Raw genomic sequence first — 13418 nt, 5'->3', positions numbered from 1 at the left:
CAGCAGAAGCCGAAGCGGCGCGTATTGCATTAGAAGCTGAACGTGCAGCAGAGCAGCAACGTCTTGCTGACCAAGAACAAGCTCGATTGGCAGCAGAAGCCGAAGCGGCTGACGTTGAGCAAGAGCAAGTGGATGAGCCTCAGGCTAAACCGGTAAAAGAGGGCTTATTTGCCCGCTTAAAGCGTGGATTACTGCGAACCAGTGAAAACATTGGTAGCGGCTTTATGGGGATCTTCCGCGGTAAAAAAATTGACGATGACTTATTCGAAGAACTCGAAGAGCAATTATTGATTGCCGATGTGGGCGTCGAAACCACCACTCGCCTGATTGATAATTTGACCTCACAAGCATCACGTAAGCAACTTAAAGATGCCGAAGCGCTATATGATTTATTACGAGACGAATTACAAACTATTCTCGATCCAGTGGCAGTCCCTTTAGTGCCTGAAAATGCAGACGGCCCATTTGTTATTTTAATGGTCGGCGTCAATGGCGTGGGTAAAACTACCACCATTGGTAAATTAGCAAAACAGTATCAAAAACAAGGCAAATCTGTCATGTTAGCGGCTGGTGATACCTTCCGTGCAGCAGCCGTTGAGCAATTACAGGTTTGGGGACAACGTAATGACATCCCAGTGATTGCCCAACATACCGGCGCAGACAGTGCCTCGGTATTATTTGATGCATTACAAGCTGCCAAAGCGCGTAATGTTGACGTACTGATTGCCGATACGGCAGGGCGTTTACAAAATAAGAGTCATTTGATGGAAGAGCTGAAAAAAGTTGTTCGCGTCATGAAAAAATTAGACCCTAATGCGCCTCACGAGGTGATGCTAACGCTAGATGCAAGTACCGGGCAAAATGCCATTAGCCAGGCGCAGTTATTCCAAGAAGCCGTTGGGGTAACGGGGATCACCATTAGTAAATTAGATGGTACTGCAAAAGGTGGGGTTATTTTCGCCATTGCTGATAAGTTTAATATTCCGATCCGACACATAGGTGTTGGTGAGCAAATTGATGACTTACGTACTTTTAATTCCAGCGATTTCATCGAAGCATTATTTAGTCAGGAAAAGGCAGAATAGTCATTTATGATCCAGTTTGAGCAAGTCAGTAAGATTTATCCGGGTGGCCAAAAAGCACTCTCAGAAGTTAATTTTCACCTCCAACAAGGGGAAATGGCCTTTTTAACCGGACATTCTGGCGCAGGTAAAAGTACCTTGCTCAAATTGATCACTGTGATTGAGCGAGCCAGTGCCGGTAAAGTATCGATTAATGGTCATGATATTGCCAAGTTAGGGAAAAAGCATGTGCCGTATTTACGTCGCAATATCGGCATGATTTTTCAAAACCACCACTTATTAATGGATAAAAGCGTATTTGATAATATTGCGCTGCCATTAGTGATTGAAGGCTTCTCCCACGGCGAGATCCGCAAAAGAGTTGCTGGCGCACTCGACATGGTGGGGCTGTATGGCAAAGAGCGTCATTTACCCATCATGCTATCTGGCGGTGAGCAACAACGTGTTGGTATTGCCCGCGCCATTGTCAACAAACCGCCTTTATTACTGGCCGATGAACCCACAGGTAACTTAGATCCTAAGTTATCGATGGATATCTTAAGATTATTCGAAACCTTCCATGATTCTGGCACTAGCGTGCTGATTGCCACCCATGACTTAGGCTTGATTGCCCGGATGAAATACCGCACCTTAACCCTGCGTCAGGGCAAAATGCTTGGCAATGACGAGCTCTATTCTGCGACCACAGAAGGGCAAGTATAATGACCAGAAAAGTTAAAATTACCGCCAGTAAGCTGCCTTTTACGGGTCGAGTAGTGATGTTTTTTGTGCGCCACATTCAGCAAGCAATGGCGAGTGTGGGCGAGCTGTGGCGCAACCCGGTGTCCTCTGTGATGACCATGGCGGTACTTGGGGTGAGCTTAAGTTTACCTGCAGCTTTGCAAGTACTGGTTAAAAATGCCGAGAACATCACCCAGTCATGGAATAATGCTGCTGAAATATCGTTATTTATTAACGAAGGCCGCAGTGAGCAATCTATTCAAAATTTAATCCGCCGTATTAATGTATACGCTGAAGTTGATGCGGTTGACTATATAAACCGCGAGCAAGCGCTAGAAGAGTTTCAGCGCTTATCAGGCTTTGGCGAAGCATTATCTTACCTTGATAGTAACCCGTTGCCAGCCGTGGTGGTGGTAACACCTTTGGCGCGTCACTCGAGCCCTGAAGGAGCAAGACAACTATTAGTAAAGCTTGAGCGTGAGCCTGAAGTGAGCTTTGGCCGTTTAGATATTGAATGGCTTGAGCGCCTGCAAGCCATGGTCAGGTTAATTGAGCGCACGGTACTCGCCATTGCTGCGTTACTGGTATTAGCAGTGGTGTTAGTGATTGGCAATACTATTCGCTTAGCCATTATGAATCGCCGTACTGAAATTGAAGTCATGAAACTGGTCGGCGCCACAGAGTCTTTTATTCAACGGCCGTTTCTTTATACCGGTATTTGGTATGGGGTGATTGGCGGCGTGTTAGCTTGGGTTATTATCAATTTATTAGTCTGGTATCTTGATTCTGCTTTAGCTGAGTTGTTAGGTCTTTATGGTAGCCAGTTGCAAATTCAAGCCTTGAGTTTCTCTGAGCTAATTAAGTTAGTGCTACTTGCCTCGTTTTTAGGCTGGCTAGGTTCATACTTATCGGTAAGGCAGCATTTACGTGCCATTGAACCTTCTTAGGGCTTGGTTGGTATCATTTAATAGCTAAATTGATCGCGTAATAGCTAAGTTGATCGCGGCTTTGATGAATTTTTATTAACTTGTAATCGATGTGTTTTCAGTCGAGTATAAATTAGCACAAAAAATGTGCACCAACTAATCTGGTCGCCATGTTGACATATGTCGCCATATCATAGATAGTTCACAAGCTATTGCCGCCAGCTAGCTGTATAATGAGCAATAGACCGTTTTAATGTTGTTAATGTAGGAGCGCCAATGGCCTTTCAATCGCAATCTATGTCACTTACTGTCCCTAGAGGTAGTAGCAGCTTAGAAGCTTATATGCAGTCAGTCACAGGCATCGAAATGCTTGGGGCCGAAGAAGAGCATGAGTTAGCCAAGCGTTTGCAAGAAACTGGCGATCTACAAGCGGCAAAAAAACTGATTATGTCGCACCTGCGCTTTGTAGTGCATGTGGCTAAAGGTTATTCAGGATATGGTTTGCCACAGGCGGACCTTATTCAAGAAGGCAACATTGGTTTGATGAAAGCGGTAAAACGTTTTGATCCTGGTGTTGGTGTGCGCTTGGTGTCTTTTGCTGTGCATTGGATTAAAGCTGAAATTCATGAATACGTGCTTAAAAACTGGCGTATTGTGAAAGTTGCCACCACCAAAGCGCAACGTAAATTATTCTTCAACATTCGTAAAACCAAAAAGCGTTTAGGCTGGTTTAGTGATGAAGAAGTCGGCATGGTTGCCGAAAACCTTGGGGTGTCTAAAAAAGACGTCACTGAGATGGAGTCGCGTATGGCGGCTCAAGATCCTGCATTTGATTTAGCCAGCGACAATGATGATGACAGCGGTGTGGATTTTGCCCCAGTTCATTATTTAGAAGATCATTCTTCCGATGTTGCACTTGAAGTTGAAAATCAAAATTGGGAGTCAGACTCTCAAGCGCGTTTATTCTCGGCAATTAAAACCCTTGATGAACGTAGCCAACATATTTTAAGAGCGCGTTGGTTAGATGATGACAAGACAACACTACAAGAATTAGCCGCTACTTACCAAGTGTCTGCAGAGCGCATTAGACAGCTTGAAAAGAATGCCATGACCAAGCTTAAATCTTGTATGGAAATCTAACTTAGCCTCGGGTTGATTCACTTCAATCTCGCTAAAAACTAAAACCTGCTACGGCAGGTTTTTTTGTGGCTAAAAATTAGCTTTCAACTAAAGCTGTTATTAGCTGAAAGCCGTGATAAAACAGCCTAAAGTGAGTCGAGGTTATATTGGCTCTTAACCGCAGCAATGATCTGTTTGCGAGGTATTTTTAAACTGGCGGACTCAATATTATCGGGCCAAGGGTAATAGTGACGCGGGCGCTTAAAGCGAGCGATAAACTTTAATAGCAGTGCTTCAATGCTGCCAATAACCTCGGTTGTTAGCTGGGCTTGGGGAGCTTTAAATTGAATAATTGCTGCTGGTAGCAAGCTAAATTTAGCATCATATTGGCCAAACACAATGGCCTGAGCGATATCAGGGTGAGCCCTTAAGGCGGCTTCAATTTCTTCTGGGTGAATATTTTCACCACCACAGATAAACATATTGTCTACGCGGCCCAGTAAATGTAACTGACCTTGGTCATCAAATTGGCCTTGGTCATTAGTGCAAAACCAACCGTTCTCATCAACAGGACGCTCAAGTATGGGCTCTGCTCGCTGCTGTGAAGCGCTTAGGGTGTGATCAGGGCTTGCTTGTAAATAGCCTAAAAATAAACATGGGCCTTTGACCCAAATTACCCCATCAACTAGCTTTAATTGCCGCTGTGGCAGCGCTGTACCTAAATGATTAGCGCTATTAATGGCCGCGGTAGTGATTTGTGAGCTCATCTCTGACATGCCGTAACTGCAAAAAGCGCTGATGTGTAACTGAGCTAGCTGTTTAACCAGTAGCAGATCGATCGCGCCGCCACCGAGCAATAAGGCTTTTACATGTTTAAGTACTGTCGCATCAGTGTCTAAAATCTGGCTTAGCTGGGCAGATACTAACGATAAGTGGCTTAATGGCGTTTGGGCTAATTGCTTAACAAGAGCCTGCTCGGTACTGAGTACTATGGTGGCAGCGGCGATGGCGCAGCGATTAACAATGGCGAGGCCGCCAATATGAAATAGCGGTAATGATAATAACCAGCTATCCCCTTTATCTAGGTTGATATTTTCAGCTGAGCCTTTGGCGCTAGCAATATGATTACTAAGGCTATGAACCACTCCTTTTGGGGTGCCACTTGATCCAGAGGTCAAAATAACATTCACTGGCTGGCTAGCGTCGATAGCGAAGGGCCTGAGTGGCTTACTGGTATTTAGGTTAAGCTTAAATGTCACCTCAGTTGTGATAGGTTGCGGCAGTGCCTGTGTGGCTAATACTGATGCTAATTGCGGTGTTAAATCAGCCTCAGACCAATAGTAATTGATGTTAAAACGCAGGCATAGTTGGCTTATTTGCGCAGCAGGAAAACGGGGTGATATCGGAAAAAATAATGCCCTTAAATCAATACAGGCCCAATACAGGCAAATCATTTCCAGATTATTACGACTAATGCAGGCCAGTCGATGATTTTTTGCAACCCCTTGGCCGCTAAGTTGCTGCGCCAATGCTAATACCAGCTGACTTAACTGAGCATAGCTAATGGCGGTTTGGGTATCGTTACTCGCAGTTGATGCACTGGCGGTTTTATTGAAACCCGCTGTGAGCTCAGCGGCGCTATTCGGTAAGATGATTGCCACTGCATTTGGATGTTCAATAGCAGTTTGGTGCAGCGGCGATATCATGTTATTCATATTAATGCTCGCTATCGGCAATAAGGATCGATGCTTGATTGAGAGCTGCAGCTTGGGTGAGATCAGCGTCTTGATTGATCGTCGCTTCAGAAATCGTTTCGCGCTGCAGTAGCACACAAACCGCTTTATTCAGTTGCCCTTGTTCATCAATAAGCGGTTCACTAAAGCTTGATAGGGTATCGAGTCCTGGGGTTTCATCTGGAGTCAGCATATAGCTTAATTTAGCCAAGTCATTAATCCCAAGGTTTGCCTCTAAACTTGAGCTTAAAATGCAGCGCACGCCATGGCTATTGGCCTTGGTAATTAACCCTGTTAATTGATTAATGCCGCCTATGATGGTGGGTTTAATTACCAGCGCGGTTAGACCTTCAAGCATGTCAAATTGATACTTGCTGTCGTTTAAGCTTTCATCTAAAGCAAAAGGAATTTTAAGGGCTTGGTAAACCTGTTGGTTTTCTGCTGGGGTTTTACATGGCTCTTCAATATATTCAATGGCCGCTTTAGGCAAACACGCTAGAAACTCAATGGCTTGCTCAGGTGTAAAGCCTTGGTTGGCATCTAAACGGAGTTTAAGCTTTGGATTAAGCTCAAGTATTTGATGAATATATTTTATTTCCTGCTCGATACTGGCTTGGGCGACTTTCACTTTAACTGAGTAGCTGCGTTTATCTAATTGGGCCAGTTTTGCTCGTAACTTATTGAGATCTGAGTCTGGTTGATAATAGAAAAGGCCAATTTTACTTTGCATTGATTGAGCATAATCATATTGGGGATGATCAAACCCGCCATCAAGCTTAAGGGCTAATAAACTTAAGCCAAATGCAGCGGATGGATAAAGCTCAGCAGATGCCAATATCTCATTAATTTGAGTAAGGCTACTGCCTATTAAGCGTGGTAATAGGGTGGTGAGTTGTTCGATAACTGCGTCAAGTGATTCATGACTAAAACCGCTGAGCGCCACGCCTTCAATGTCAGTGCCAGACAGTGGCGCTATTTCAACAAAGCTTTGTTGGCCGCTAGTTAGACTTGCTGCAATGACTAAGCCGTGGCGGATATCAATACGTTGTTTAGCTACGGGTAAATGGGGCGCCAAGTTAATTTGATAACGATATAACTCAAGCTGACTAATACGTGGGGCATTCATTAAAACCTGGTTATTATTACTGTTAGCGGTTGCCATGAATGATGTCCTTAAGGGGTTAAAAGTTGGATGATCCTAGCGGCAAACATCTTAGGTTGCGCTTTATGGATATTGTGACCGCAATGAGCAATGGTGACTGTGTTAAGTTGCAGTTTTTGCTGCCACTGCTGGGCAAGTTGACTGAACTTACTGTCTTGTTCTCCCACTAACAGGTAGGCGGGGCAGTGTAATTGCTTCAGCACTTTTTCGCCATTTTGTTGTAACCCTAGCGAGGTACTTTTAAAACAGTGCAGCAGCGCTTGGGGATTGTTTTTACTGCGAATCGCAATCAGGTTTTTTCTAGCGTCCGTGGTTAAATTAGCAAATACTGGCTGTTGATACCATTGCTCGAGAAAGTCTCTAATAGGTTCGACGGCGAGCTTATCGGCCCACTTTTGATCGTGCTTGAGGCGTGCTTGTTTGTCGCGGCTGCTGGTTAAGCCTAAGTGCGCTGACTCCAGCAATAAACTTAATACTGCTTTGGGGTAAAGCTTGGCAATGTGCAGTGCAATACGGCCACCTAATGAATAACCTAACAAATGAAATTGGCTATAACCGAGCTGGATGACTTTATCGACAATAGACTGCGCCGCCGTTTCAAAGCCTGGGGTTGGCAATTCTAGCTGATTGTCACCATGGCCTGGTAAGTCGATACAGATACAGTGAAAGTGCTGACTTAAAATCTGTAAGCTTGCTTGCCAGTCTTCTTTTGACCCCAAAAAACCATGCAATAATACCAGTGCTGGTAAATTGGTGTCGCCAAAACGATTAATTATTGGCATTAGTGCTGCCTCACCCATTGTCCGATGAGTTTAATCTGATCGCTGGCCTGAGTTGGGCTGACATTCACTTCAATGACTGAGGTGCCTGCATATCCCATCGCATCGGCGTAGGCTTCATTAAAACTCGTTAAACTATCCACTTGATTATAGGCCAGACCAAACATGGCTGCTGCGTAGCCAAATTCTAAGCCATGGCTTAAGCGGTAATATTGCTCTCGAACGGCATCATTGGGTACCGGCAGCAGGTTAAAGATATTACCGCCGTCATTGTTTAAAATCACAATCACAAACGGGCTGTTAACGTGTTTGGTCATCGCCAGTGAGTTTAAGTCGTGCAAACTGGAAATATCCCCAATAAGCAAGGTGGTAGGCTGATTATTGGCTAATGCCACCCCAGTTGCGGTAGCGATTAAGCCATCAATACCCGATGCGCCGCGGTTAGTATAAATATCGGGTAGCTCGCAAATGATTGGTGCATACATATCGTATAAGCGTATTGGCAAGCTATTACCAATAAACCATTGATGTGATGCGCTTTGCTGCTGAGCGATATGCCGAACCACTTGCGGCTCACCAAAACTACTTTGATCAATATGCTGCGTTAGTAATGCTTCAATGTTTTGATTGTGCTCAACTAAGCTTAACGCCCAATTAGCTGCAGAGGAACGAGGCCAATTGATATTGCACATGGCAGTGATACTGGCTTGCCAAATTCGTTTTGATTGATGGTTTGGATCCAGTCGTTGCTGGTTTGCTAATACCTGCCAATAGCTATGCCATTGATGATTAGCAATAAAGCTGATTAAACGCTTAGAGATAAAGCGGCCACCAAACACCAAAATGCGGTCAGCTTGTTCAATAAATTTACTGGCTTTAGGATTTAGCAGCAGTTGATCGATATGGCCAATAACACTGGGGTGCTGCCTCAGTTGTGATTGCGCGTCGGCGACTATTGGCCAACCCAGTTTTTGAGATAATTCAATAATTTGCTTTGGGTTTTCTTGGGGGGATAAGGTTCCCGCCACAATGATCCCTTTGCCGTGTGCAAAACGCATCATAGTGTCTTGGCTAGGCAGATTGGTTTGAGCTAACTGGCCGTAATCCGTGTAAGGGTGAGAGTGGTTTAACCATGGCGTAATTGGCGTTACATAATCACTCATTGATTGGGCTAATTGCCCTAGGCTTTGAAGCTCTGTGGGATACAGAGGCTCTCGGTACATGCAATTGACATGTACTGGCTGGGTTAAATTTGCCACTGCTTCATCAATGGTGGTGAGCAAGGTATTAGGGCTGATGGCAAGATCCGGCGTCGGTAAATTCACTTGCTTAGCGTAATCAGCAAAAATGGCGGGCTGATTAATGGCTTGGTTAGCGCCGCAGCCAATGAGTTCAGGCGGCCTGTCGCCAGTTAAAATAATCAGCGGCACCTGAGTAAGCCAAGCTTCAATAATGGCGGGATACAGATTCGCCACCGCAGTGCCAGAAGTGGTGATGATGGCCACCGGGCTGTGACTGGCTTTAGCTAAGCCCAGCGCCATGAAACCCAGACCACGTTCGTCAAAATGAAGGTGAGATTGCAAGCTTGACTGCGCCGCTGCGGCTAAGGTTAATGGGGTTGAGCGAGAGCCTGGCGCCATACAAACATGTTTAACACCCAGTCTGGCTAACTCTTCTAAAATGAGTGCGCCCCAAAGTAAATTGATGTCAGATGTCGGCTGTGATTGCATGTTGATAAACCTAATAGAAAACCAGTTACTAAGAAGTGTAACGCTATCAAGCTGCTATATCTAAGATTTCGGTTGGAAAATTATAAAAAGCTAGCTTGATAAGCTAAAAATAGCGCCAGTAAAGGGGAACAGATAAATTGCTACAATTCAAGCTAGCGACTTTGATTTAACCTAATAGCCTAATTACTGGGCTGGTTATTAATCCATTCACTCATCACCACGTGGGTTTTGATTTTAACGATATCGGCTTGGGCATCAATGTATTCCCGAATTTGATGTAAGCGCTTCATTGATGGGGCATTCACATACACTAATAAATCCATTTCGCCGGTAATGCCTTGGCACGTGATCACTTCAGGAATCGCGTGAAAAACATGGACTACATCAGCGCAATTAGCGCGTTCATGCTGGATTTCGAAATACGCTGAAACGCCTTCTTTTTGTGACTCGCTCAATAGCACTTGATAACCACGGATCACGCCGGTTTGTTCTAGCTTTTTGATGCGTTCAGTGACTGCGCTGCGAGATAAACTCACTTGCTCAGCAATATTTGAAATGCTTTGGCGGGCATTAAGGCGTAATGCGTTAATGATTAATTGATCGAACTTGTCCAAGGCTAACCCTCATTATGTTGGTTATTGAGCTAAATGCCGTCATTTTGTCGGTTTGTTCGGTGATCTTGCAGGTGATATGCTGCAGTTTGACAAGCGCTATCAGCTTATACTCTTACTAAATATCACTATAGATAAAGACAATGAATCAAATTACAGCAAGCATAGGGCGCTGGCAAGGCGCAGGACTGATGGCCACCACTTTGCTGGGCACTGGGGTATTTATATTGCCACAGATGACCATAGAGGTGGCTGGGAGTGGCGCTTTACTGGCGTGGATTATACTCACAGTCGCCATATTGCCGGTGGCAGTGGTATTTGGCTTGCTGGCAAGTCGCTTCCCCCATGCCGCAGGGCCAGCTTATTTTATTGAAAAAGCCTTTGGTATCACAGCAGGGCGCACCATAGGGCTGATTTTTTTATTAGTGATCCCCATTGGCGCCCCCGCAGCCATTTTAATGACCTTTCAATTTATGGATGCGCTGGTTGCTATAACAGGTTGGGGGCAATTGGCCGCCGAAATCGCCATTGTTGCTGTGTTATTGCTGCTTAATTATCGCGGCATTCAAGTGTCTGCCAAATTACAGTTTGGGCTAACACTGGCCATTGTGGCTGTAGTGACTGTGCTATTTGGCAGCAGCGGCGCCAACCTTGGGCAATTAACCTCGCTCTCTGCAGTCGCTAAACCAGAAGCGGCGAGCGTGATGTTAGCCATGGGCATCGGTTTTTGGAGCTTTTTAGGCATAGAAGCCATGACCCATTTAGCCAATGACTTTCGCGACCCGAAAAAAGATATGTTACCAGCAATGATGTTAGGCACTGTGTTGGTGGGGATTATTTATCTGGTGTGCACCTTGTTGTTATTAATTGTGCCAGCTGAAGCTGAGGGCCTTGCAATGGTGCATGCTTTTAATCAGCTATTGAGCGGTTTGGGTGTGCCTGCCATTGGGGCGCAAGTTATCGGTGTATTAGGCATAGCAAGTGGCTTGGCAACGGTAAATGTATATTGTGCCAGTGCAGCGCGGCTACTTTGGAGTTTTAGCCAGCAAGGAATATTGCCCAAGTATTTTGAAGAATTGAACTCATACGGCGTACCTTTGCGGGCATTGGTGACCATTTTAGTGACTATGGTGATGGTTATTGTACTGACATTTATCACTGAGCAGAAACTTGAAGATCTGATTGCCTGGAGTAATGGGGTGTTTGTGATTATCTATTTATTAACCATGTTGTCAGCGGCAAAGTTACTCAGTAAAGCTTACTTACCTTTGGTGGTGGCGGGCTGTGTATTTTGTATTGGAGTGGGCTACGCACTCGCTGAGAATATGTGGTATTCGTGCATCTTAGTGCTGACCGTTGCGCCCTTCATCTATTGGCAGAAAAATCATTTAACTCGTAAGGCGCTAATAAGTGATTAGCTATAAGAGCTTAATTTTGTGAGGCTACCTCGACGCGAGTTAGGCCCTCAAAGAGCCCTTAACGTTGCTCCATGGCGATATTACGCATTTGAATAACTTCACTGTGCTTTAAATGCAGCAAATCTGCGGTGCGGCGAATGATTTGATCTTCATTGCGGCACAGTTTGCCGTCGGAGTAGGCAAGCTTCCACATCCCCAGTAACAGTTTCTGTTTTTGGGCGATGGAGCATTGGGCGTTTATTTCAGCGGTAAACTCGTACAATGAGGTGGCATTGCCTTGAATCAATTTGGCTTCAGCGATGAGCTCATCAGCGGCTTGCAGAGTCAAACCGAGATTCTTAGTGAGCATAGCTGGCAACATGGCCACCTCTTGCTCATCAAGGGTTTCATCTGCGTACATGACTTCAAGTAATAAACTGGCAGCAGCGAGATTAAGCTGACGCGCTTGATCTTCTGGGGTGGTCGCTTGGGTATGGGATTGTAAGAACTGTTTTAATTTAGCAATCATATTGCCTCCAATAAACAAAACGATGTATGCAGCTGTGTCAGCCTATGTGATGACTTTAGCTTAACAGAGACAATAATGCCGAGCGAATGGCTCGGCATTAATTAAAATTAATCCATTAACGATACCGCAAATGTTACATGATTGAACCAAGGCCTTTCATCAACATATCAACTGTGCCTTCAGAGCCGTTGCTTTCTAGATAAGACTTGGCAATATCGACCATAGGCGCCACGTATTCTTTTTTAATTCCAAGTGCTTCAAAGGTGTCATATACCATGCTCGCGCCTTCAAGTGACTTACCAATATCACCAGCTTGAGACAATAACCCTGTCATACCTGAATCTGAAGATAGTGCTGGCACTGCTGCCAATAGCGCATCAGTACCGGGAATGCTATCTGAAATTTGGCTAAAGTCTGAATCGCCCAAGTTAGATTGCGCTAAGCTTAGCAATGCCCCTAAACCACCTTCAGCTTGCTGCTGGTTTAACCCCAGCTGTGACATGACATTACCAACTAAATCAGTTGATTGTGCATCAGCAACCGCTTCAGTAGCGGCGACGGTTTCAACTTTTTCTTCATCACTACCAAAAATGTTATCTAACCATCCAGCTTGAGCGGGTGTGGTGACTGCAAATGCGGTTAATAAAAGGCTTACTGCGGGAGTCATTTTCATTGTGGCCGTCCTGTAGGTAATAATAATTGGATACTTTGGTTAACATTGTAACGCTATTAACAAAATTGTGACAATTGATTTAGGGAACTTCAGTCTAATGACGATATCAATTGTGCAAAAAACTGCTTTTTTCGGTATCCTTAGCAGTATATTTATCTTTTTTTGATTATTGGAACCCCCATGTCATTGTCTGCAATTTTGACTGAAGCATATAATTTCTTTCGTAACCACATTGTACAATTAGCATCATTAACAGTACCGTTGCTGCTACTCCAAGTCGTGATCCAATTATGGTTAGGCAGTGAACTGGCAGCCCAAGCAGAAGTAGAAGTACCACAATTTGGTGCAATGCATGGCGCTGCGATGATGGCGTTATTGCTGATTTTTTCACTGTTGATTTCGGCGCTAACCTTGTACCTAGAGGTGCGATCTCGTGGTCATGAAGTGACCCCTGGGATGATATTGAAAAACAGCTTCACTTTCGTGCCGCCGCTATTATTAGCTGGGGTGTTTTCTGGTTTAGCGATTTTAGCGCCGGTAATGCTGTTTGCTGTGTTTGGGCCGTTTTGGGTTGTAGGTTTGGCGATAAGCTTCTATTTATTTGCCCGTTTAGCTTACGTAAACTTTATGGTGATTGTAGAGCGCCTAACGCCACTAGAAGCCATTAAGAACAGCTTTAAGTTTTCATCTCCTATTGTGCTGAAAACAATGGCTATTTTGATGATGTATATTCCATTGTCATTAGTGGGCGGTACGGTATTATCTCTCGCTGAATTTGGCGGTTTTCCACTACAGGTGATCATCGACACTGTATTCGCATTCTTAGGCCTGTTTGTAAACGTGGCTTTATTCAGATTGTATATGGTTAATCGCAGCACTGATGTTAGCGAAGATGATACCAACAGCGATCATACAGAAATCTAATTAAGTGAGTTGATAGCCTTGAGGAGTTGCCCG

The 13418-nt window shown here is 44.7% G+C and carries 13 protein-coding genes; 6 read left to right on the top strand and 7 right to left on the bottom strand.

From position 1 onward, the window contains the following. From ftsY to rpoH, 4 genes are all read left to right on the top strand, one after another. The coding region (gene ftsY, locus AB4160_RS10995) for a signal recognition particle-docking protein FtsY (RefSeq protein WP_372004614.1) at positions 1 to 1085 on the top strand (1085 nt) is incomplete at its 5' end. 6 nt (positions 1086 to 1091) lie between these two features. Further along, positions 1092 to 1784 (top strand): cell division ATP-binding protein FtsE, encoded by a 693-nt coding sequence (ftsE, locus tag AB4160_RS10990; RefSeq protein ID WP_076538182.1) that lies wholly within the window; start codon positions 1092 to 1094, stop codon positions 1782 to 1784. Next, the gene (gene ftsX / locus AB4160_RS10985) at positions 1784 to 2749 is read left to right on the top strand and encodes a permease-like cell division protein FtsX (RefSeq protein WP_102440146.1); all 966 of its coding nucleotides are present in this window, start codon (positions 1784 to 1786) and stop codon (positions 2747 to 2749) included. Before ftsE ends, ftsX begins: the two co-directional genes overlap by 1 nt. A 255-nt stretch (positions 2750 to 3004) precedes the next feature. Beyond that, positions 3005 to 3868, top strand: coding sequence for an RNA polymerase sigma factor RpoH (gene rpoH, locus AB4160_RS10980; protein ID WP_102440147.1), 864 nt, complete (start codon positions 3005 to 3007; stop codon positions 3866 to 3868). 125 nt (positions 3869 to 3993) lie between these two features. Here rpoH and menE read toward each other — a convergent pair whose 3' ends face one another. The 5 genes from menE to AB4160_RS10955 all read right to left on the bottom strand — a co-directional run bounded on the left by menE (position 3994) and on the right by AB4160_RS10955 (position 9865). After that, the gene (menE, locus tag AB4160_RS10975; protein ID WP_372004611.1) at positions 3994 to 5562 is read right to left on the bottom strand and encodes an o-succinylbenzoate--CoA ligase; all 1569 of its coding nucleotides are present in this window, start codon (positions 5560 to 5562) and stop codon (positions 3994 to 3996) included. 1 nt (position 5563) lies between these two features. Then, a complete protein-coding gene (menC, locus tag AB4160_RS10970) occupies positions 5564 to 6742 on the bottom strand; it encodes an o-succinylbenzoate synthase (protein WP_241901067.1) in 1179 nt (392 codons plus the stop codon). Positions 6743 to 6753: 11 nt separating this feature from the next. After that, positions 6754 to 7524 (bottom strand): 2-succinyl-6-hydroxy-2,4-cyclohexadiene-1-carboxylate synthase, encoded by a 771-nt coding sequence (gene menH / locus AB4160_RS10965; RefSeq protein ID WP_102440149.1) that lies wholly within the window; start codon positions 7522 to 7524, stop codon positions 6754 to 6756. Further along, positions 7524 to 9251 (bottom strand): 2-succinyl-5-enolpyruvyl-6-hydroxy-3-cyclohexene-1-carboxylic-acid synthase, encoded by a 1728-nt coding sequence (gene menD / locus AB4160_RS10960; RefSeq protein WP_102440150.1) that lies wholly within the window; start codon positions 9249 to 9251, stop codon positions 7524 to 7526. The genes menH and menD overlap by 1 nt, the downstream gene beginning before the upstream one ends. Before the next feature lie 179 nt (positions 9252 to 9430). Continuing rightward, on the bottom strand, positions 9431 to 9865 hold the full coding sequence (locus AB4160_RS10955; protein ID WP_102440151.1) for an Lrp/AsnC family transcriptional regulator: 435 nt from the start codon (positions 9863 to 9865) through the stop codon (positions 9431 to 9433). Between the two features lie 140 nt (positions 9866 to 10005). Between AB4160_RS10955 and yjeH the strand changes: the two genes are divergently transcribed. Further along, a complete protein-coding gene (yjeH, locus tag AB4160_RS10950; protein WP_372004609.1) occupies positions 10006 to 11280 on the top strand; it encodes an L-methionine/branched-chain amino acid transporter in 1275 nt (424 codons plus the stop codon). Positions 11281 to 11338: 58 nt separating this feature from the next. Here yjeH and AB4160_RS10945 read toward each other — a convergent pair whose 3' ends face one another. Continuing rightward, complete coding sequence (locus AB4160_RS10945; RefSeq protein ID WP_102440153.1) at positions 11339 to 11788, bottom strand: TerB family tellurite resistance protein; 450 nt, start codon at positions 11786 to 11788, stop codon at positions 11339 to 11341. A 133-nt stretch (positions 11789 to 11921) separates the two neighbouring features. Further along, entirely contained in the window at positions 11922 to 12461 is a 540-nt protein-coding gene (locus AB4160_RS10940) for a DUF2780 domain-containing protein (protein ID WP_102440154.1), read from the bottom strand. 180 nt (positions 12462 to 12641) lie between these two features. On the opposite strand from AB4160_RS10940, the gene AB4160_RS10935 reads away from it, so the two are divergent. After that, entirely contained in the window at positions 12642 to 13385 is a 744-nt protein-coding gene (locus tag AB4160_RS10935) for a hypothetical protein (RefSeq protein WP_102440155.1), read from the top strand. Positions 13386 to 13418: the final 33 nt, after the last annotated feature.

The organism is Shewanella sp. 10N.286.51.B8 (assembly GCF_041469325.1).
Lineage (GTDB): Bacteria > Pseudomonadota > Gammaproteobacteria > Enterobacterales > Shewanellaceae > Shewanella.
This window is presented reverse-complemented; position numbering and strand designations above follow the sequence as displayed.